At 72.7% G+C, this 20,886-nt stretch carries 14 protein-coding genes and 1 pseudogene; 8 read left to right on the top strand and 7 right to left on the bottom strand.

All coding sequences use genetic code 11. The features are described from left to right. Positions 1-59 precede the first annotated feature (59 nt). Both ACFYY1_RS01590 and ACFYY1_RS01595 read right to left on the bottom strand, forming a co-directional pair. Positions 60-1,283: an ROK family transcriptional regulator gene (locus ACFYY1_RS01590; protein WP_388579385.1), complete on the bottom strand. Its 1,224-nt coding sequence runs from the start codon at positions 1,281-1,283 to the stop codon at positions 60-62. Between the two features lie 207 nt (positions 1,284-1,490). Further along, positions 1,491-2,555, bottom strand: a complete 1,065-nt coding sequence (locus tag ACFYY1_RS01595) for a mechanosensitive ion channel family protein (RefSeq protein WP_388579387.1) — start codon at positions 2,553-2,555, stop codon at positions 1,491-1,493. A 320-nt stretch (positions 2,556-2,875) separates the two neighbouring features. Here ACFYY1_RS01595 and ACFYY1_RS01600 point away from each other — a divergent pair, with 320 nt between their 5' ends. Beyond that, positions 2,876-3,412, top strand: a complete 537-nt coding sequence (locus ACFYY1_RS01600; protein WP_266732969.1) for an HNH endonuclease — start codon at positions 2,876-2,878, stop codon at positions 3,410-3,412. A 45-nt stretch (positions 3,413-3,457) separates the two neighbouring features. Here the strand turns inward: ACFYY1_RS01600 and ACFYY1_RS01605 are convergent, their stop codons facing one another. Continuing rightward, positions 3,458-6,469: a beta-N-acetylglucosaminidase domain-containing protein gene (locus ACFYY1_RS01605; protein WP_388579390.1), complete on the bottom strand. Its 3,012-nt coding sequence runs from the start codon at positions 6,467-6,469 to the stop codon at positions 3,458-3,460. 361 nt (positions 6,470-6,830) lie between these two features. Here ACFYY1_RS01605 and ACFYY1_RS01610 point away from each other — a divergent pair, with 361 nt between their 5' ends. The 5 genes from ACFYY1_RS01610 to alc all read left to right on the top strand — a co-directional run bounded on the left by ACFYY1_RS01610 (position 6,831) and on the right by alc (position 11,918). Beyond that, the gene (locus ACFYY1_RS01610) at positions 6,831-7,124 is read left to right on the top strand and encodes a hypothetical protein (protein WP_388579393.1); all 294 of its coding nucleotides are present in this window, start codon (positions 6,831-6,833) and stop codon (positions 7,122-7,124) included. Then, positions 7,125-9,317 carry a 4-alpha-glucanotransferase gene (gene malQ, locus ACFYY1_RS01615; protein WP_388579396.1) on the top strand — a complete coding sequence of 731 codons (2,193 nt, stop codon included), beginning with the start codon at positions 7,125-7,127 and terminating at the stop codon, positions 9,315-9,317. Between the two features lie 102 nt (positions 9,318-9,419). Then, positions 9,420-9,650, top strand: coding sequence for a hypothetical protein (locus tag ACFYY1_RS01620; protein WP_124717671.1), 231 nt, complete (start codon positions 9,420-9,422; stop codon positions 9,648-9,650). Positions 9,651-9,799: 149 nt separating this feature from the next. After that, positions 9,800-10,723 (top strand): LysR family transcriptional regulator, encoded by a 924-nt coding sequence (locus ACFYY1_RS01625; RefSeq protein ID WP_388579399.1) that lies wholly within the window; start codon positions 9,800-9,802, stop codon positions 10,721-10,723. Positions 10,724-10,778: 55 nt separating this feature from the next. Continuing rightward, entirely contained in the window at positions 10,779-11,918 is a 1,140-nt protein-coding gene (alc, locus tag ACFYY1_RS01630; RefSeq protein WP_388579402.1) for an allantoicase, read from the top strand. 198 nt (positions 11,919-12,116) lie between these two features. Here alc and pepN read toward each other — a convergent pair whose 3' ends face one another. Next, a complete protein-coding gene (pepN, locus tag ACFYY1_RS01635; RefSeq protein WP_388579404.1) occupies positions 12,117-14,693 on the bottom strand; it encodes an aminopeptidase N in 2,577 nt (858 codons plus the stop codon). A 19-nt stretch (positions 14,694-14,712) separates the two neighbouring features. Between pepN and ACFYY1_RS01640 the strand changes: the two genes are divergently transcribed. Further along, positions 14,713-14,844, top strand: a complete 132-nt coding sequence (locus ACFYY1_RS01640) for a hypothetical protein (RefSeq protein ID WP_388579406.1) — start codon at positions 14,713-14,715, stop codon at positions 14,842-14,844. A gap of 29 nt (positions 14,845-14,873) precedes the next feature. After that, positions 14,874-14,993: pseudogene (locus tag ACFYY1_RS01645) on the top strand (type II toxin-antitoxin system PemK/MazF family toxin); the annotation flags it as partial. A gap of 97 nt (positions 14,994-15,090) precedes the next feature. Here ACFYY1_RS01645 and ACFYY1_RS01650 read toward each other — a convergent pair. The 3 genes from ACFYY1_RS01650 to ACFYY1_RS01660 form a co-directional block, all read right to left on the bottom strand. Beyond that, complete coding sequence (locus ACFYY1_RS01650) at positions 15,091-16,119, bottom strand: aspartate-semialdehyde dehydrogenase (protein ID WP_388579409.1); 1,029 nt, start codon at positions 16,117-16,119, stop codon at positions 15,091-15,093. Positions 16,120-16,309: 190 nt separating this feature from the next. Continuing rightward, entirely contained in the window at positions 16,310-19,621 is a 3,312-nt protein-coding gene (locus tag ACFYY1_RS01655) for a S8 family serine peptidase (protein ID WP_388579412.1), read from the bottom strand. A 188-nt stretch (positions 19,622-19,809) separates the two neighbouring features. Next, positions 19,810-20,886: a hypothetical protein gene (locus ACFYY1_RS01660; RefSeq protein WP_388579415.1), complete on the bottom strand. Its 1,077-nt coding sequence runs from the start codon at positions 20,884-20,886 to the stop codon at positions 19,810-19,812.

A 20,886-nucleotide genomic window follows, 5' to 3' on the forward strand; every position in this document is an offset into this window, starting at 1 on the left:
TGGGGGCGGGGGGATACGGAAGAAGAGGAGGAGAACGGGAACGGGCCGAGGAGCCGGCGTCAGCGGGACGTGTCGAAGACCTCGTCGCGGGTGGTGGCGAGGGCGCTCTCCAACGCGCCGCGCAGTACGGGGCGGTGCGTCACGTCCCCGGCGATCAGCCGGGGCCGGGAGGCCGCCAGCTGGGTGAGCTCGGACTCCACCCGGCAGCGCAGCTGCTCCCCGCCGGCCGCGATGACCTCGCCGGACAGCACGAAGATCTCCGGGTCGAGCACGGCGACCAGGGAGGCGAGCCCGGTCGCGAGCCCGGTGGCGAACCGGTCGAGGAGCTGGACGTACGGGCCGTCCTCGCCGGCCTCCGCGACCTCGGCGGCGCGGGCGAGCAGCCGGGCCGCGACCTCGTGGTGGGTGCCGGAGCCGCGGATCAGCTCGTCGTCGATGCCGAGCTCGCGGCCCAGCCGGGACAGCACCTGGGCGCCGGCCAGTTCCTGGAAGCCGCCCGCGTTCACCTTGGTGACCTGACGGACCAGGGGGGCGCCCGGCACCGGCAGGAAGCCGACCTCGCCGGCGCCCCCGGTGAAGCCGCGGTGCAGCCGTCCGTTGATGACGAGGGCGGCACCGAGCCCCTCCTCGTTCCACAGCAGGACGAAGTCGTCGTGCCCCCGCGCCGCGCCCAGCCGCTGCTCGGCCACCGCGACGAGGTTCACGTCGTTCTCGTACTCCACCGGCATCGGCAGGAAGGCGGCCAACTCCTCCAGCAGCGTGGGGGAGTGCCAGCCCGGCAGGTGCGAGGCGTACCGCAGCCGCCCGGTACCGGGGTCGAAGGCGCCCGGGGTGCCGATGACGACCCGGTGCACATCGGAACGGGTCAGCCCGGCGTCCTTCACCGCCCCGTCCAGCGCCTCGGCCACCTGCCGCACCACACTGTCGGCCCGCCGCCCCGGGGTGCGCAGCTCGAACTCCCCGACCGTCTCCCCGGTCACATCGGCGACGGCGGCGACGATCCGGCGCGCGTTCACATCCAGCCCCGCGACATGGGCGGCCCGCGCGTTCACCCCGTACAACTGCGCGTTGGGCCCCGGCCGCCCCGCCACCGTCCCGGTCGCGACAACCAGCCCGGCCGCCTCAAGACGCGCCAGCAACTGCGAGGCGGTCGGCTTGGAGAGCCCGGTCAGCTTCCCGATCCTGGTCCGCGAGAGGGGCCCGTGCTCCAGCAGCAGATCGAGGGCGGCCCGGTCGTTCATGGCCCGCAGAACGCGGGGGGTACCCGGTGTGGTTCCGGCCATGAGCACTGCACCTGCCCTCTGTTAGGAAAGTTTCCTATTCGGGGAGGACCGTATGGCGCGTGTCACCTGGCCGTCAATGGGAAGTGCCGCGGTGGCAACCAAAGCGTTACCCGGAACACTTCCGGAACATCCGGGTCCATGGTGACGATGCCCAACTCCGTCCGTCGATGGACCGAGTTGGGCATGCGCCGGCCCGCCCGGCGAGCGCTACTTCGAGATGTTCGGCGGGGCGATCGGGGCCGTGGCCAGGGACTGGGGCGAGGTGGTCGAGGCGTAGGCCGACGGGGCGGCCATGGAGGCCGACGGGTCGGACTTGGCGGGCTCGTCCGCCTGGGCCGGGACGCCGCCGACGATGCGGATGCCCGCCTCGTCGAAGGCCCGCTTGATCCGCCAGCGCAGTTCGCGCTCCACGCCCAGCGCCTTGCCCGGCATCGTCTTCGCGCTCAGCCGGACCGTCATCGAGTCCAGGAGCACGGCGTCCAGGCCCAGGATCTCCACGGGGCCCCACAGCCGCTCGTTCCAGGGGTCTTCCTTGGCCATGGCCGCGGCGGCCTCGGTGATCACCGTGCGGACCTTGTCGAGGTCCTCGGTGGGGCGCACCGTCACGTCGACGCCGGCCGTCGACCAGCCCTGGCTGAGGTTGCCGATCCGCTTCACCTCGCCGTTGCGGACGTACCAGATCTCACCGTTGTCGCCGCGCAGCTTCGTGACCCGCAGGCCGACCTCGATGACCTCGCCGGAGGCGACGCCCGCGTCGACGGTGTCGCCCACGCCGTACTGGTCCTCCAGGATCATGAAGACACCGGAGAGGAAGTCGGTGACCAGGTTGCGCGCACCGAAACCGAGCGCCACACCGGCCACACCGGCGGAGGCCAGCAGCGGGGCCAGGTTGATCTGGAAGGCGCCCAGGATCATCAGGGCGGCCGTGCCGAGGATCAGGAACGACGCGACCGAGCGGAGTACGGAACCGATCGCCTCCGAGCGCTGACGGCGGCGTTCGGCGTTGACCAGCAGCCCGCCGAGCGCGGTGCCCTCCACTGCCTGGGCGCTGCGGTTCATCCGGTCTATGAGCTTGGTGAGAGCACGCCGGATGGCGATCCGCAACACGATCGCGATCGCCGCGATGAGGATGATGCGCAGACCGGTGTTCAGCCAGGTGGACCAGTTCTCCTCCACCCAGCCCGCGGCGTCGCCGGCCTGCTTGGCGGCTTCGTCGAACGAGCTGCCGGGCTCGGGTGACGGGGCTGCGGCCAACAGGGCGGACAGGGACACGGTGGGACCTCCAGATGGGCGACGGCCGTCCGACCACACTAACGGGGCATCGGGAATGCTCCGTTGCCCCGTCAGAGCGGCGACAAACGCCTCAACCGGGGGATACCGGGGGCGATGAGCGGCGGCGGGGCGGTACCCGCGGCGGCTTTCTGTGGCCGATCGCACACCCGGCGGGCCCGCCGGCGGCAGGTGGACGGGAGAAAAATCCTCCCGGCCCGTTACCCGCACGTGGTGGCGCTCCGACCAGGCAGGAGTAGAGACTGAGATCGGATCGTCCCGGCGCGAGCCACGCGCCGCCGGCGTACAAGGAGGCATCCACCGTGCCGCATGTCCTGGTTCTCAACGCGTCGTACGAGCCGCTCGGCGTCGTACCGCTCCGCCGCGCGCTCGTCCTCGTCCTCGAAAACAAGGCCATCTGCCTGGAGGAGACCGGCGCCCTCATGCACAGTGCCACCCGGGCCGTCCCGGCCCCCAGCGTCGTCCGCCTGAAGCGGTTCGTACGGGTTCCCTACCGGGGGCCCGTACCGCTGACCCGCAGGGCGCTGTTCGCCCGGGACGGGGGGCGCTGCATGTACTGCGGCGCCGCCGCGACCAGCGTCGACCATGTGATTCCGCGCAGCCGCGGCGGACAGCACGCCTGGGACAACGTGGTGGCGGCCTGCCGCCGCTGCAACCACGTCAAGGCGGACCGGCACCTGCCGGAGCTCGGCTGGCGGCTGCACCAGCAACCAGCCCCGCCGACCGGCCTCGCCTGGCGGATCATCGGCACGGGACACCGTGACCCGCGCTGGTTGCCGTACTTGCAACCGTTCGGCGCGGACGACGCCATGGCCCGGATCGACGGCATTTCCGCCTAGGGATCCGGGCCTTTGTCGTCCCCGGGACGGAAAAGGCCCGGATCGTTACTCCGTTGCGGCGACGGCGTACGCCTCCACCGACCAGAGCGAGTAGCCGAACTCGCTGCCCCGGGCATCGCCCTGGACCCTGAGGTAGCGGGCGTCCTTCGCGTCCATCCGGACCGACTCGCGCCCGCCCCTGCCGTCCCGGACGGTCGCCGCCGTGCGCCAGTTGCGGCCGTCCGGGGAGACCTGGAGCCGGTAGCGGGTGGCGTACGCGTCCTGCCAGTGCAGCACGACCCGGCCTATCCGGGCGGTCCGGGGCAGTTCCGCCTGCCACCAGGCGTTGTCCTCGACCGGGGAGGACCAGCGGGTCTCCGGATCGCCGTCGGCGGCGGCCGACGCCGGGAAGTCCGCGGTCTCGTCGCCGGACGAGGACGCGGTGGCCTCCCGCAGCAGATCGGGGCCCGCGGTGCGCGGGAACGCCCGGACGGTGAGGGTGCTGCGCTCGTCACCGAAGCTGAAGGGCACCTCGTACTCCCCGGCCGGGGTGCCCGCCGGGACCGTGATCTCGACCGGGACCTCGGTACGGGAACCGCGCGCCACCCTCGTCTGCTTCGGTATGTCCACCTTGATGCCCTCGGGCGCCTTCGCGGTGAGCGCGCCCCGCACCTCGGCGGGGCGCCGGGCGGCGAGGCGCGCCTCGACCCGCTGCGGCCCGCCACCGATCTCGGCGTCCGTCTCACCGCGCGCCAGATCGAGCCGGGCCGCGGGCTCGTCGCCGAACCAGGGCACGAGCGCGCGCACCCGGGGAGCCGGCAGCGGGGCACTCCCCGGGGCGCCGGCCCCCGGGGCCATCGGCGCCACCGTGCGGGAGAGGAGCGGGGGCATCGCCGGGCCGCCCGTGGGCCAGCTGATCCGTATCGCGTCGGCCAGCAGCCCCTTGCCGGCCGTCTGGGTCCAGCCGGTCTCCGACAGCGCGCCCAGCCGGCGCCAGCCCTCGCCGGGCACATGGGCCTCCAGCGCCGCACCGGCCACCGTGCCGCCGCCGGGCAGGGTCATCGCCGTCACGGCCTCCATCGGGCGGGCCCGGTCCAGCCGGACCGTGTAGCTGCCCGGAGCCTTCGTGACCGTACCGGCGTCGCGGTCCGCGCCCGTCCAGGCGTCCGCCTCCCGGCGCACCCGGTCCAGGAACGGGCCCAGCACCCCCTTGCCGACCGTCGCGCCGTCCGCCTTCGCGGCCTTGCGCAGCGGCTCCAGGGCCAGGGAAGCCTTCCAGGCGGCGGCGCCGTCGCCGCGCGACTGGGCCTGGAGCAGATCCACCGCCAGCTCACCCGCCCGGCCGTACCGGGACAACTGCTCCGTCCACGGCCGCACTTCTTCGTCCAGGCGCCCGTCCGCCAGGCCCTTCAGCCGCTGCGGCGCCTCCCGCATCACGGTGAACGCCTCCCGCAGCCCGCGCGCCGCGTCGTCCCGCGCCGTGGTGTCGTGCGCCGCACGGGTCTTCCAGAACGCGGCCAGCAGCGGCCGCAGATACGCGGACTCGTCACCGCCCAGCACCGACGCCGCGCTGTTCCCGGCCAGCGCGCGCAGCGCCTCCCTGGTACGCGCGTCACCGCCCGCCAGGTCGTCGATCGCCGCCTGCCAGGACTCCTGCGGCCGGTAACCCTTCGGGTTCCAGGCGAAGTCGGCGGCGGTGAACAGCGGAATGCGGGACGCGGACGGCTGCTCCATCGCGTTGGCGAGCAGTGCCGCGGAACCCGTGGCCACCGCCGGGTCCCGGCCGGTGTACGGGCCGAGGAATATCCGGTCCTGGGCGTAGTCGTTGACCGGGTAGTTGTCCATCGTGACCAGCGGGTGCCCGAACGCGGCGCGGGCACCGGCCAGTTCCCCGCCGGTGATGGTCCTCGGCACGACCCCGACCCCGGTCCAGGCGATCTGGACCCGGTCGTCCAGCTCCGCGGCGAGCGCCTCGCGGTACTCGGTGGACCCGTCCTGGTAGAACTCCGTCGGCATCACCGACAGCGGCTGCGAACCCGGATACCGCTCCGCGAGGTGCCGCGCCACCTCGCCGGCCACCCGCGCCTGTGCCCTGGCAGCGGCCCGCGGGCCGCTGCCGAAGGTGTCGGCGTCGCCGTCGCAGTGCCATTCGCTGTAGCTGACGTCCTGGAACTGGAGCTGGAAGACCCGCACGCCCAGCGCCCACATCGCGTCGAGCTTCTTCGTCAGCGCCTTCATGTCGCCGGCCGACGACATGCACATGGCCTGGCCGGGGGCGACGGCCCAGCCGAGCGTCACGTGCTCGGCGCGGGCCCGCTCGGCCAGCGCCCGGAAGTCGGCACGCCGGTCGGCCGGGTAGGGGTCGCGCCAACGGGCCTGGCGGTACGGGTCGTCCCCCGCCGCGTACAGATACCTGTTCTGCTTCGTGCGCCCCATGAAGCCGATCTGGGCCAGCCGCTCCTCGCGGGTCCACGGCTGCCCGTAGAAGCCCTCGGTCATCCCGCGCACGGCGGTGCCCGGCCAGTCCCTGACGGTGACTCCGGCGACGCCTCCGTCCCGGATCAGCTGACGCAGGGTCTGCACGCCGTGGAAGAGGCCGTCCTCGCCGACGCCGTCCACCGCGACGGTGTCCCGGCCCGCGACCCGGCCGACCGCGATCCGGTAGCCCCCGGAGGGCAGGTCGCCGCGCGCGGGGGCGTGCAGGGTGCGCAGCGCGTCGCGGGCGCCGTCGCCGCCGAGCCTGATGACCGGGCCGCGGCCGGGCAGCGCCTCGTGGACGGTCCGCACACCCGCGTCCCGCAGGACGCGCCGCAGGGCGTCGACCGCGTACGGATCGGAGTGCGCGTCGGCGACCAGGGTGACCTCGGCCGAGAGCGGTACGGACGCTCCGGCGGCCTCGATGGACTGCGGCCGGGGCCATACGGCGGGCAGCCCGCCGTCGTCCGCGCGGTCGGGGGTGGTGACGGCGGGGGAGCCGGGCACCGAAGGGGCCGCGACGGCCGGGGTTCCCGTGGAGAGCAGTCCGCCGAGCACCGCGACCGCGATGGCCGCCGCCTGCTTTCCGCGCCTGAGCCGCATCCCCGTCTCCCTCGTTCCCGCCGCTGGTCCTCGGCGCTTCCCGTTCCCACCGCTGGTCTCCGGCGTTCCGGCCGGTGGGCTCCGAGCCCACCACCCGCGCGCGAGGGTGTCAATGCGCGTGGGTGGTGTGCCGGAAATGCCCGATCGTGCGGACGGGGCGAGCGGCGGCGGGGCGCGGCGGCGGACGCCAAAGATGACGCCGGATGGCCGAAAAGAGCGGACAACTTGCGGGGAACGGGCCTGTGGGGAACGGAATGTGACCCAGGGCACGTTGGACTCGTTGTGATGACGCCTACGTCTGTGGTCGAGTCCGCCGGGTAGGTCTGCTGTGTCCTGTCACCCCCACGGCCAGGAGGCCGCCATGCCCGCCGCCGCACAGCTTCTGCTCTCCGCCCTCTCCGGACAGGTGCCGGACGCCACCGCCCCGCCGGGCGACGCGGCCCCCGCGCCCGCCCCGCTCCCGGTGCTCGCCCCCCGCAGCGGCCCGCTGACGAGCGAGCCGCCGCTCGCCGACGCGATACCCCTCACCAGCGAGCCGCCGCTCGCCGACGCCACACCTCTGACCAGCGAACCCCCGCTCGCCGTAAACGCCCCGCTGACCAGCGAGCCGGCCACGTCCGGCGGCGCGTGGGGCATGGAGTCCCCAGGAGTCTGAATGGGCTTGTCCCGGCTCGCCGCACTGCACGGCGTCGCCACCTCCTACTCCCCGTCCGCCGATGTGACGGTGTCCGTTCCCGACGACACGGTCGTCGCCGTGCTCGCCGCGCTCGGCGTGGACGCCGCCACGCCCGAGGCGGTACGGCACTCGCTCGCCGCCGCCGAGTCCGCGGCCCGCTCCCGGCTGCTCCCGCCGACCCTGGTGGTGTGGACCGGTGAGCCGCTGCCGGCGGCGCTGACCGCCCTGCCGCCCGGCACCACGCTGGACATCGCCCTCGAAGACCCCGGTGCGGACCCGCCCCCGCGGATGCGCGTCCAGGCCGACCGACCGGATCCGGCCGTTTCGGCACGGGGCGCCGCCGCTGACGGGCTCACGGATCCGGGCGGCGAAGGGGGCCAGGACGCCGGTACGGGGGCGCCCGCGGTCCCCGCCTGGTGGACCGAGCCGCCGCTCGGGGTGCACCGGCTGGCCGTACGGGCGCCCGGCGGCCGGAGCGCGGCCGGCACGCTCGTCGTCGCCCCGCCCGGGGCGCCCCGCCCGCCCGCCCGCGCCCACGGCTTCCTCGTCCAGCTCTACTCCCTGCTCTCCGCCCGTTCCTGGGGCATGGGCGACCTCGGGGATCTCGCCGACCTCGCCGCCTGGTCCGGCCGGACCCTCGGCGCCGGGTTCGTCCAGATCAACCCGCTCCACGCCGCCGTGCCCGGCCGCCCCACCGACCCGTCCCCCTACCGCCCCTCGTCGCGGCGCTTCCCCGACCCCGTGCATCTGCACGTCGAGTCCGTCCCCGAGTACGGGCACGTGACGGACCGGGCCGCCCTCGACGACCTGCGCCAGGACGCCGCGGCACTCAGCGACACCGTCCTGAACAAGGGCGCCCTGATCGACCGCGACGCCGTCTGGGAACTCAAGCGCCAGGCCCTCGAACTCGTACGGAAGGTGCCCCTCACCCCCGGCCGCCGCGCCGCGTACTGCGACTTCCTGGCCGCGCAGGGACAGGCCCTGGAGGACCACGCCCTGTGGTGCGCCCTCGCCGAGGTGCACGGCTCCGACTGGCACGCCTGGCCCGCCGGGCTGCGCGACCCCCGCTCCAAGGAGACCGCCCGCGCCCGCGCCGGACTGCTGGACCGGGTCGACTTCCACTGCCGGCTCGCCTGGCTGACCGACGGTCAGCTCGCCGAGGCCCAGCGCGCCGCCCTCGACGCGGGCATGGCCGTCGGCGTCGTCCACGACCTCGCCGTCGGCGTGCACCCCGGCGGCGCCGACGCCTGGGCGCAGCAGGACGCCTTCGCGCACGGCATGTCCGTCGGCGCGCCGCCCGACGCCTTCAACGCCCGGGGCCAGGACTGGGGCCTGCCGCCCTGGCGCCCGGACGTCCTCGCCGCGTCCGGCTACGCCCCGTACCGCGGGCTGCTGCGCGGGCTCCTCGCCCACGCGGGCGCCCTGCGCATCGACCACGTCATGGGCCTGTTCCGGCTCTGGTGGGTGCCCGAGGGGCGCCCGCCCACCGAGGGCACCTATGTCACCCACGACGCCGAGGCGATGCTCGCCGTCCTGGTCCTGGAGGCGCACCGGGCGGGCGCGGTCGTCATGGGGGAGGACCTCGGCACCGTGGAACCGGGGGTCCGCGAGGCGCTGGTCCGGCGCGGGGTCCTCGGCACCTCCGTCCTCTGGTTCGAACGGGACTGGGCGGGCACCGGCCGCCCGCTGGCCCCCGAGCAGTGGCGCGAGGACTGCCTGGCGACGGTCACCACCCACGACCTGCCGTCCACCGCGGCCCGGCTGGCCGGCGACCATGTGACGCTGCGCCACCGCCTCGGCCTGCTCACCCGCCCCCTGGCCCAGGAGCTGACGGCGGACGCGGCGGACACCGCCGAGTGGCTCGGGTACCTCTCCAGGCTCGGCCTGCTTCCCGAGGGCGAGGGCGACGAGGAGGGCTGCGTACGCGCCGTGCACCGCTTCCTGCTGCGCACTCCCGCCCGCATGACCGGTGTCTGGCTGCCCGACGCGCTCGGGGACCGCCGCCCGCAGAACCTGCCCGGCACCTGGGACCAGTACCCCAACTGGCGCCTGCCCGTCGCCGATGCGGAGGGCCACCCGGTCACCCTGGAGGAACTGGCCGCCGCGCCCCGCCTGCACCGGCTGATGGAGGTCTTCGAGCCGCGCGCGGAGCGCCCGGATCCCACCGGGTGACCCGCCCCGGACCCTGTCCCGAGCCCTGTCCCCGACCCCGGTCCGACCCCGTACGGCACCCCCGGGCGCGCGCCCCTCGCGGGCGTTCGCTACGTTTGCACCGTGGACAAGAAGAACGCTATGCGCGCCGGCGCCGTCGCGGCCGGAACGACGCTGATGATGCTGCTCATGTCGTCCCCCGCGCTCGCGCTCACCCGCGACGACGGTGACGACCCGGGGCCCGGCCTGAGCGCGATGGAGACCATCGGCCTCTACGTCGTGGCACCCATCGTCCTGTTCCTGGTCATCACGGGCCTGGTCATGGTCCTGGACAAGTCCAAGAAGCAGGCCTGACACTCCACACCCGTCCCGAGTGCGCCGCAGGTACTCCACGAGTACCGAGCGGCGCACACGCATGTCCGCGACCCGGCACCCCGTCCGGAGCCGGACACTCCGCTCGCGGAGTCGGGCACTCCGTTCGCGGCGCCGGGTAGGTTGCGGCCATGATCGAGTGGGACGTCAAGAAGCTCCGCATCCTGCGTACCCTGCGCGACCGGGGCACGGTCACCGCCACCGCGCAGGCCCTGCTGATGACCCCCTCCGGCGTCTCGCAGCAGCTCTCCGCCCTGTCCAGACAACTCGGCGTGCCGCTCCTGGAGGCCCAGGGCCGGCGGGTCCGGCTCACCGACGCCGCGCACCTCGTGCTGCGCCACGCCGAGGCCGTCTTCGCCCAACTGGAGCGCGCCGACGCCGAACTGACCGGCTATCTGCGCGGCGAGGCCGGCGAGGTGCGGATCGCGGCGTTCTCCACCGCGGTGTCCTCCCTCGTCGTACCGGCCGTCCAGCGGCTGCGCGCCGAGGACCGGCCGGGACCCGACGTGCGGGTGCGGGAGGCGGAGGCCGGGCAGGCGTACGAGCTCCTGGCCGCCGGTGACGTCGACCTCGCCCTGTCCCTCGCCGCGCACGCCCCGACGGCCCGCGACCCCCGGTTCGCGGTGCTGCCGCTGCTCGCGGACCCCCTGGACGCGGCGCTGCCCGCGGACCACCCGCTCGCCGCCACGCCCGCCCTCCGGCTGGCGGACCTCTCCGGCGAGCCGTGGATCTTCGGCGGCTCGGGGCCCTGGTCGCAGATCACGACGGCCGCCTGCGAGGCCGCCGGATTCGTACCCGAGCAGGCGCACAGCGCCTCGGGCTGGACGGCGATCCTGGCGATGGTCGAGGCGGGCATGGGAGTGGCCCTGGTCCCGCGCATGGCGTCGGCGGAACGCCGCAGCCGGGGCGGCGTGGTGATGCGCGCACTCGACGCCGACCGGCCGCGCCGTCATGTGGTGGCGGCGGTCCGGCAGGGCGCCGAGCGGGGCCCCGCGGTGGCCAGGGTCCTCGTCGCGCTCACCGCGACCGCCGATTCGTTCACTTCAGCTGAATGAACAGTGCAAAAACTTTCGCTGGACCTGATGGGTTGTTCACCGCGACAGTGGACGCATGACCTTCGATCAGAATGAGAACCAGCACGAGGACCCCCACGCCAACGACGCGGCCCCGTACAGCGGTGGTGACCCGTACGCCGACTACCGGACCACCGACCTCCCCTTCACCGAACTCGTCGACCTCGCCGACCGCCGTCTCGGCGCGGGCGTGATCGCCGCCAACGACGAGTTCTTCGCCCAGCGCGAGAACCTGCTGCTCCGCGAGCGCGCGGTCTTCGACCCCGAGCACTTCGGCCACAAGGGCAAGATCATGGACGGCTGGGAGACCCGCCGCCGACGCGGCGCGGACGCCGACAACCCCTTCCCGGCCCCCGGCGAGCACGACTGGGCCCTGATCCGCCTCGGTGCCCCCGGCATCATCCGCGGCATCGTCGTCGACACGGCCCACTTCCGCGGCAACTACCCGCAGCGCGTATCGATCCAGGCCACCGCGGTCGAGGGCACGCCCAGCCCCGAGGACCTCCTCGCCGACGACGTGAAGTGGGAGGAGATCGTCCCGCCGACCCCCGTGCGCGGCCACGCCGCCAACGGCTTCGAGATCACCGACGGCCGCCGCTACACCCACATCCGCCTGTGCCAGCACCCCGACGGCGGCATCGCCCGCCTCCGTGTCCACGGCGAGGTCCTCCCCGACCCGTCCTGGCTCGCCACGCTCGGCACGTTCGACCTGATCTCGGTCCTGAACGGCGGCAGCTACGAGGACGCCTCCGACCGCTTCTACTCCTCGCCGACCCAGATCATCCTGCCGGGCACCTCCCGCAAGATGGACGACGGCTGGGAGAACCGCCGCCGCCGGGTCCGCGACACGAACGACTGGGTCCGCTTCCGCCTCCCCGCCCAGGGCGCGGTCCGCGCGGTCGAGATCGACACCGCCTACCTCAAGGGCAACTCGGCCGGCTGGATCGCCCTCCAGGGCCGCAACGGCGAGACCGGCGAGTGGTTCGAGATCATCCCCCGCACCCGGCTCCAGCCCGACGCCCTGCACCGCTTCCCGCTCCGCGCCCAGGCGATCGTCACCCACGTCCGCCTCGACGCCTTCCCGGACGGCGGCGTCGCCCGCATGCGCCTGCACGGCAGCCTGACGGAGTCCGGCACGGCCGAACTGGCCCGCCGCTACGAGGAGGCCGGCGCGTAACCGGACCGGGGCCGGTCACCTCCCTGCTCCCGCCCGTCGGACGGCTGCGCGACCGCGCCCGTCCGACGGGCGGTTTCCACGTCACCCGGCCCGGAGCGCGAAGAACCCATCACGCGGCCCGGAGCGCGACGAACACGAAGAAGGGGCGCCCCCCGCCGTGGCGGGAGGCGCCCCTTCCTGCTGGGCCGATCCGGCGCGTTACGCCGTGGCCGCCGCCGCGTCCGCGGCGCGGGCCGTCAGGGCGCGCTCGACGCCCGAACGGGACTCCGACATCAGCCGGCGCAGGGCCGCGCTCGGGTCCGCCGAGGAGAGCCAGGCGTCCGTGGCGTCCAGGGTGTCCTGCGAGACCTGGAGGGCCGGGTAGAGGCCGACCGCGACCTGCTGGGCCATCTCGTGGCTGCGCGAGTCCCAGACGTCCTTGACCGAGGCGAAGAACTTCTCCGTGTACGGGGCCAGCAGTTCGCGCTGGTCGGTCTGGACGAAGCCGGCGATGACCGCCTCCTGGAGGGAGTTCGGCAGCTTGTCGGACTCGACGACCGAGGCCCACGCCTCCGCCTTCGCCTCCTCGGTCGGCCGTGCCGCGCGGGCGGTCGCCGCGTGGCGCTCGCCCGCCGCCGTCTTGTCCCGCTCGTACTCGCCGGCGATCTCGTCCTCGTCGAGGAGACCGGTCGCGGCGAGCCGCTCGACGAACGCCCAGCGCAGCTCGGTGTCGACGGCCAGGCCCTCGATCACCTCCCGGCCGTCCAGCAGCGACTGGAGCAGGTCCGTCTGCTGCGGGGTACGGGCCGTCGCCGCGAAGGCGCGCGCCCAGGCCAGCTGGTGGTCGCTGCCCGGCTCCGCCGCGCGCAGGTGCGCGAGGGTGGCCTCGGTCCACTGGGTCAGCCCGGCCTCGCGCCACTCCGGCGCCGCGTACAGGTCCAGCGCCAGCTTCACCTGGCGGTGCAGCGACTGGACGACGCCGATGTCCGACTCCTTGCCGATGCCGGAGAGCACCAGGGCCAGGTAGTCGCGGGTCGCCAGCTCGCCGTCGCGGGTCATGTCCCAGGCGGAGGCCCAGCACAGGGCGCGGGGGAGCGACTCGGTGAAGTCGCCGAGGTGCTCGGTGACGACGCGCAGCGACTCCTCGTCGAGCCGGACCTTCGCGTACGAGAGGTCGTCGTCGTTGAGCAGGATCACGGCGGGGCGGGCGGCACCGGCCGGGAACGGCACGGTCGTGCGCGCGCCGTCGACGTCCAGCTCGATGCGGTTCGCACGGACCAGCTTGCCGGCGGCGTCGAGGTCGTAGCAGCCGATGGCGATGCGGTGCGGCCGCAGCGTCGGCTCGCCCTTCGCGCCGGCGGGGAGGGCCGGGGCCTCCTGGAGCACGGTGAACGAGGTGACGTGGCCGTTCTCGTCCGTGGTGAGCTCGGGACGCAGCACGTTGATGCCCGCCGTCTCCAGCCATGCCTTCGACCAGGTCTTCAGATCGCGGCCGGAGGTCTCCTCCAGGGCGCCCAGCAGGTCAGGGAGCCGGGTGTTGCCGAAGGCGTGCGCCTTGAAGTACGCCTGGACACCCTTGAAGAACTCGTCCATGCCGACGTACGCCACCAGCTGCTTCAGGACCGAGGCGCCCTTGGCGTAGGTGATCCCGTCGAAGTTGACCAGCACGTCGTCCAGATCACGGATGTCCGCCATGATCGGGTGCGTGGAGGGCAGCTGGTCCTGGCGGTAGGCCCAGGTCTTCTCGGTGTTGGCGAACGTGGTCCAGGAGTTCGGCCACTTCGAGCCCTCGGCGTACGCCTGGCAGGCGACCGAGGTGTACGTGGCGAACGACTCGTTCAGCCACAGGTCGTTCCACCACTCCATGGTGACGAGGTCGCCGAACCACATGTGCGCCAGCTCGTGCAGGATGGTCTCCGCACGCCGCTCGTACGCCGCGTCCGTCACCTTCGACCGGAACACGTACTGGTCGCGGATGGTGACCGCGCCCGCGTTCTCCATCGCACCGGCGTTGAACTCCGGGACGAACAGCTGGTCGTACTTGGCGAACGGGTAGTCGTAGTCGAACTTCTCCTGGAACCAGTCGAAGCCCTGCCGCGTGACGTCGAAGATCGCGTCCGCGTCGAGGAACTCGGCCAGCGACGGACGGCAGTAGATGCCGAGCGGGACGGACTGGCCGTCCTTCTCGTAGCTGCTGTGCACCGAGTGGTACGGGCCGACGATCAGGGCCGTGATGTACGACGAGATGCGCGGCGTCGGCTCGAAGGACCAGACGTCGTCCTTCGGCTCGGGCGTCGGCGAGTTCGAGATGACCGTCCAGCCCTGCGGCGCCTTCACGGTGAACCGGAACGTCGCCTTCAGGTCCGGCTGCTCGAAGCTCGCGAAGACGCGGCGGGCGTCCGGCACCTCGAACTGGGTGTAGAGGTACGCCTGCTGGTCGACCGGGTCGACGAAGCGGTGCAGGCCCTCGCCCGTGTTGGTGTACGCGCAGTCGGCGACGACCTTCAGCTCGTTGGAACCCGCGACCAGGTGCGGGAGCGCGATGCGCGAGTCGCGGAACACGGCCGCGACGTCCAGCGACTTGCCGTTCAGCTCGACCTCGTGCACGGCCGGGGCGACCAGGTCGATGAAGGTCGCCGCACCGGCTTCGGCGGAGTCGAAGCGCACGGTGGTCACGGACCGGTAGGTGCCGCCCTCCTGCGCTCCGGAGAGGTCGAGATCGATCTCGTACGCGTCCACGGTCAGCAGGCGCGCCCGCTCCTGTGCCTCTTCGCGGGTCAGATTCGTGCCAGGCACGCGGTCATCTCCTTGGTGTGTGACGTTTCCGGTCATCCTTCCACGTCGCGCCCCGGAACGGAGTAGCCGGCTGCTGCGCACCGCCGGCCTGGAGGCGGAGTACACGGAGGCGTTCGCGGAGTGGGACGCGAGCGAGGACGCCGCGTTCTGAGGACGCGTTCTCGGGTGACGGGCTGAGCGATGAGGTGCGGTGACATCCACCTCGTCGAGTGCGAGCAGGTCCGGGCAGTGACCCCGGAGCGCGTGCTGAAACGCGTCGGCACCGTCCCCCGCCGGCGCATGGCCGAGATCGACGCCGCCCTGCGACGCCACCTCGCCCTCCGACGGACACCGCACGCACACGGAAGGGCGGCCACCGAGCCTCGGTGGCCGCCCTTCCGTACGTGTCCGTCCGGCGTCAGCCGTTCAGCTCCGCCGCGACCAGCTCCGCGATCTGTACCGCGTTCAGCGCCGCGCCCTTGCGCAGGTTGTCGCTGGAGACGAAGAGCGCGAGGCCGTTCTCCACGGTCTCGTCGACCCGGATCCGGCCGACGAACGAGGCGTCCTTGCCGGCCGCCTGGAGCGGGGTGGGGATCTCGGAGATCTCGACGCCCGGCGCGTCCTTGAGCAGCTCGTACGCGCGCTCCACGCTGATCGGGCGGGCGAAACGGGCGTTGACCTGGAGCGAGTGACCGGAGAAGACCGGGACCCGGACGCAGGTGCCGGACACCTTCAGCTCCGGGATCTCCAGGATCTTGCGGGACTCGTTGCGGAGCTTCTGCTCCTCGTCGGTCTCGAAGGAGCCGTCGTCCACGATCGCGCCGGCCAGCGGCAGCACGTTGAAGGCGATCGGGCGCTTGTAGACGTTCGGCTCGGGGAACTCGACGGCCTCGCCGTCGTGGGTGAGCCTGTCGGCCTCGGCGACGACCTTGGACGCCTGGCCGTGCAGCTCGGCGACACCGGCCAGACCGGAGCCGGACACCGCCTGGTAGGTGGCGACGGTCAGCGTCTGGAGACCGGCCTCGTCGTGCAGCGGGCGCAGCACGGGCATGGCGGCCATCGTGGTGCAGTTCGGATTGGCGATGATGCCCTTGGGCCGGTCGGCGATCGCGTGCGGGTTGACCTCGGAGACGACCAGCGGGACCTCGGGGTCCTTGCGCCAGGCGGAGGAGTTGTCGATCACGACGGCGCCCTGCGAGGCGACCTTCTCGGCGAGCGCCTTCGAGGTCGCGCCACCGGCCGAGAACAGCACGATGTCCAGCCCGGTGTAGTCGGCCGTCGAGGCGTCCTCGACGGTGATCTCCCGGCCCTGCCACTCGATCGTCGAGCCCGCGGAGCGCGCGGAGGCGAACAGCCGCAGTTCGTCGGCCGGGAACTTCCGCTCGGCCAGGATCCTGCGCATGACTGTGCCGACCTGACCGGTGGCGCCGACGATTCCGACCTTCACAGGGACTCCTTCGAACGTACGAACTGGCACGGTTGCCGCTCCATGATGCGTATGTCCACGGCTTCCTTGTCCAATCCATTGTCCGGGGTACGGACAGCCCCCGCCCGGCCGGGCACACGGCAGTGGGGCGGGAGCTCGTCCGAGCGCCCGCCCCACTGCCGTACATGTCGTACGGATCACATGGTGGCCGTTACGGCGTGACCTTCTCGATCACGACGCTGCCGGTGCCCGCGGCGGTGCCGCGGCTGTTCACCAGGTGGACCTCGCCGAAGAACTGCCGGCCCTCGGGGGCCGCACCGGCGACCGAGACCTCGGCACCGATCTGCGCCGAGGCGCCGTTGGCCAGGTTCACGGCCTTCGACTCGTCGACCTTGATCGTGCCGAGCGACGGTGCGTAGTACACGTCGCGGTAGTCGTACGTGGTGATGCCGGCCGGGACGTCGTAGCCGTCGATCACGACGGTGTACGTACCGGCGGCCGGCTTCGCCAGGCTGACGGCCTCCTCGGAGCCCGCCGTGGTCGACTTCCCGACCTCGGTGTCGCCCCGGTAGACGTACAGGTCCAGGTCCGCGTTGGCGTCCGCCGTGCCGCCGATGGCGACGTCCAGCTTCTCGACGCCCTCACCGATGGTGACCGTGTACTCCTGCTGGTCGCCCGTCCTGATCGACGGCTTGTCGACCTTGGCCGAGCCCAGCGAGCCGCCCTTGAGCGTGCCCTGGAGGTCGCCCGCGTTGTTGGTGACCGTCCAGTCCACCGCGGCGGGCGTGCCGACCTTCGCCTCGGCGATGGTCTGCACCGCCGGGTCGAAGGTGGCGCCGAGCAGCGAGACGTCCAGCTTGTACGGGTTGTCCAGCAGCGGCGACGTACGCCGTGCCTCGACCTCGATCTCCCAGACGCCCGGCTGCGGGTCCTTGTACGAGCGCACGTCCGGACGGCAGGTGTTGGCCGGGTTCTCGTAGTTCGGGTAGCAGAAGATCGTGGAGCTGTCCTCCATCTGCACCCCGTACGGGTGGAGCGAGATGAAGCGGGTCTGGCTGCCCGAGCGCAGCGCGCTCATCGCGACCTCAAGGGTCTTGGCGCCCTCCGGCACGGTCAGGAAGTACGACGTGGTGCCGTTGCGCTGCACCGAGCCGGACGCCTTGAACGCGTAGCCGGGCTTCACGAGCTCCGTGGAGACGACCACCGTGGTGAGGATCTGCTGGTCCACACCGACGGTCCTGCTGTCGTCGACCTTCAGGATCGCGCTGTGCACGCCCGCGCTGCCCGGCTTCGCCTGGACCTTGACGGTCACCGGCTCGCCCAGCGGCAGCGAGACGGTGCTCGGACCGGCCAGCTTGAAGGTGCCGTCGTTGTTCTTCCACGACAGCTTGTGCTTGACGGCCTTGTCCGGGCCCGTGGTGCGGGTGACCGTGACGTCGTACGACTTGGTCTGGCCGGCCTTCAGGCCGCCCTCGCGGTCGTACAGGCCGGTGCCGAAGCCGGGGGTCTCCAGCGCGAAGTCGATCGAGGTGTCGACCGGCGCCTTCACCGAGTACTCGTGCGCCGGGGTGCCCTGCTTCTCGATCTGCTTCCAGGCGCCGACGATGTTGATCAGACCGGAGCCCTGGGCGTGCGCGGGCACGTCCTTGATGTGGGTGGCGGTGCTGGTCAGCGCGGTGCGCAGGTCGGCCGGGGGCAGCTCGATGTGCTTCTGCTTCGCGGCGGACAGCAGCAGCGCGGTCGCGCCCGCGGCCTGCGGCGAGGCCATCGAGGTGCCCTGGAGCATGGAGTAGCCCGCGGGGAGCGAGTAGCCCGACTCCTTGACCGGGCCGCCGGGCAGCCAGGTCTGGGTGGTGTTGATGGACGCGCCCGGGGCGGTCAGGATCGGCGCGAAGCCGCCGTCCTCACGCGGACCGCGCGAGGAGAAGGGCAGCATGTCGTACTTCTTGGTGACGTTGGAGCCGTAGTTGGCGGCCCAGGTCTCCTTGGAGATCGACGCGCCGACGGAGATCACGTGGTCGGCGAGGCCGGGGTCACCGATGGTGTTGACGCCCGGACCGTCGTTGCCGGCCGAGATGACCAGCTGGACGCCGTACATGTCGACGAGCCGCTTGTAGAGCGCGGCGCGGGCGTTGTTGCCGTCGTTGAGCGGCGGCAGGCCACCGATCGACATGTTGACGACGTCGACACCGCGGTTCACGACGAGGTCCGTCATGCCCTCGACGAGCGCGATGTTGGTGCAGCCGCCCGACCAGGTGCAGGCACGCGAGGAGACGATCTTCGCGCCCGGCGCGGCACCGTTCATCTTGCCGCCGAAGAGGCCGTTCGCGGCGGTGATGCCCGCGACGTGGGTGCCGTGCTCGCTCTCGATGACACCGATGTTGACGAAGTCGGAGGTGTCACCGGCGGCGTTGTAGACGACGTCCTTGCGGGTCTCGACGACGAACGGGATGCGCTCGGCGACCTCGGTCCGCGGGTCGTCCTTGCCGAAGTAGGAGACCTGGTGCTTCTCCTTGTACGGCTTGAGAGCGGCGTCGTCGGAGAAGTCCGCGTTGCTGTTCAGGTCGACCCGGGTGGTGCCGGTGACCGGGTCGTAGAGCACGGCCCAGACATCGGTGGTGTCGCCGTCGCGGTTCAGGTCGCCCGCCATGTCGCCGCCCTTGGTGGCGGCCTCGGCGAACAGCTTGATCCGGTAGTCGCCCGCGGGCGCCTTGTACGTGAGGCCCTCGTACGTGAACGTCGGGCCGGACACGGCGTCCGTCATCTGCAGCCAGGTGCCGTCGCCGTCGCTGACCGGGTCGGTCGCGGTCACCCAGTCGACGATCTTGCGGGCACCGGTGGTGGTCTTCTGCAGCGCCGGGTGGCCGAGGTCGACACCCGAGTCGAGGATGCCGATGGTCACGCCGCGGCCGTCGGCCTTCGGGTGCTGCTGGACGAAGTCGACCGCGCCCGTCTCGAAGGACGGGTTGTACGGGTTCTTCGCCGGGGTCTTCTTGCCGGGCGCCGGGTACGAGCCGGTGGCCTTGGCCTTCACCCCGGCGCCGGCGGCCCGGTCGGCCGCGGGCGTCGGGTCGTCCAGCTTGATCTCCTGCTTGAGATCGATGCCCTGGACGGACGACAGCTTGGACGCCGCCTTGATGGTCGCGTCGGCGGTCGCGGTGGGCACGGTGACCCGTACGTAGCCGAGCTTGTCGTACGTGCGTCCCAGCACGGAGCCCTTGACGGCGTCCAGCTGCTTGGTGACCTGCTCGGTCGCACCGGGAGCGGTGGCGACCATCATCGTGATGTTCTTCTGGCCCTTGGTCTTCGCCTTGGCCAGCAACTGCTCGTCATTGGCGCCGAGCTTGTTCGCCGTGGCGCCCTCGGCGGCCGACTTGACGGGAGCGGTGTCGGGCGCGTCGGCGGCGAAGACGGGGGCGACGCCGGTGGCGGCCAGTGCGGCCACCAGACCGGCAGCGGCCGCGACTCGGGCCGCGCGTCTCGCCCCGGGTATGGAACTGGGGGATTCGGAGGTCATCAGCATCCCTGGATATGAAAGAGAGAGTCCGGAATTCGGTACCGGATGACCGCTCACCCTTTCGTAAATGACAGGGGTTTGTGGAGAGTTGGCGGGCGCGAGATGTGGACATGGCAGAATCCCGCCACTGGTACTGATGTGCCATCAGGGACGAAACGGTCGATAAGTGGCTCCTGTGGCCCGTCCTGCCGCTCTCAACGGGGCAGGACCACCACCTGCGCGGCCGGTTCGCGGTCGGCCGCCGCCATCAGCGCCGTACGGACCACGACCGCCTGCTGCTCGCTCACGTCGCGGAGCTTCCCCGGCGTGAGGTGGACGACGGTGATGCCCAGCCCCTCCAGGTGCTCCCGCCGGGCGGCGTACGCGGACCACTGGACCCCGGGCTCCTCCCGGTGCCGGCCGTCGCCGGACCCGCCGAGCCGCGGCGCCCTGGTGTCCAGCTCCACGGCGACCGCCTGCTCGGGCCAGTAGGCGTCCACGCCGCCGAGCCGGGGGCCGCCGGGCAGGCGCAGCTCCACGTTCCACAGCGGCTCCGGCAGTTCGTACGTCCGCACCAGGTCGTAGAGGCGGCCCTCCGCCACCGCCCGCCCCTCGGCGAGGAACGAGTCGACGGCCGCCACCACCTGGGGCCGTCCCAGCAGCTTGGCGCGGCTCAACTCACGTACCACGACGGCCGGTTCGCAGTACCCGCCGCGAACCGCCTCGATGAGCAGCCCGCGTACGGCCAAGGGGTCCTGGAGCCCGGCGATCGCGTCCGAGAGCGCCCGCTCCACAGGGGCCACGGGCAGACCGCCCACCTGCTCGGCGCGGGGCGTTCCGGCGGAGCGCACCAGCCGCACGTACCCGACCGAACGCAGTCGCCGGGTGCGCGGCACCAGTACGTCGATGGCGGCCGCCGAATCGGACGCCGGGGCGGCGGTGAACCCGTGCAGGGCGAGTGCGGCGAGCCCGGTGACCATGGCCTCCCCGTACCCGGGTTCCGGCCCGGCCTCCCGCCCCGGCTGCGCCGGTACGTCCCGACGGCCGGAGGCCGGTGGCCGGCCGGCGTACAGCAGTGCGGAGACCAACCGCTCCTCGCCGGTGGGCGGCTCCGGGTGCAGTACGTACACGCCGGGCAGCGGCTGCTGCCACGGCCCGCCGTCCCCGCAACGCGCGGCGGCCACGGACGCGGGCACCCCCCGCGCCCTCAACTGCGCTGCGGACAGCACGCATCGGCGGACGTCGCCGGTGGTGCGGGGGTGACAGGGGGAGAGCGGCGTGTTCTGGGTCAT

The organism is Streptomyces sp. NPDC001890 (assembly GCF_042891445.1).
In the GTDB taxonomy this organism is placed as follows: Bacteria; Actinomycetota; Actinomycetes; order Streptomycetales; family Streptomycetaceae; genus Streptomyces.

What these genes read in the sequence shown, in the direction of transcription:
- ACFYY1_RS01590 (WP_388579385.1), bottom strand. Translation starts at nt 1,283, where the DNA reads ATGGCCGGAACCACACCGGGTACCCCCCGCGTTCTGCGGGCCATGAAC.
- ACFYY1_RS01605 (WP_388579390.1), bottom strand. Translation starts at nt 6,469, where the DNA reads ATGCGGCTCAGGCGCGGAAAGCAGGCGGCGGCCATCGCGGTCGCGGTG.
- ACFYY1_RS01610 (WP_388579393.1), top strand. Translation starts at nt 6,831, where the DNA reads ATGCCCGCCGCCGCACAGCTTCTGCTCTCCGCCCTCTCCGGACAGGTG.
- malQ (WP_388579396.1), top strand. Translation starts at nt 7,125, where the DNA reads ATGGGCTTGTCCCGGCTCGCCGCACTGCACGGCGTCGCCACCTCCTAC.
- ACFYY1_RS01625 (WP_388579399.1), top strand. Translation starts at nt 9,800, where the DNA reads ATGATCGAGTGGGACGTCAAGAAGCTCCGCATCCTGCGTACCCTGCGC.
- alc (WP_388579402.1), top strand. Translation starts at nt 10,779, where the DNA reads ATGACCTTCGATCAGAATGAGAACCAGCACGAGGACCCCCACGCCAAC.
- ACFYY1_RS01655 (WP_388579412.1), bottom strand. Translation starts at nt 19,621, where the DNA reads ATGCTGATGACCTCCGAATCCCCCAGTTCCATACCCGGGGCGAGACGC.
- ACFYY1_RS01660 (WP_388579415.1), bottom strand. Translation starts at nt 20,886, where the DNA reads ATGACCCAGAACACGCCGCTCTCCCCCTGTCACCCCCGCACCACCGGC.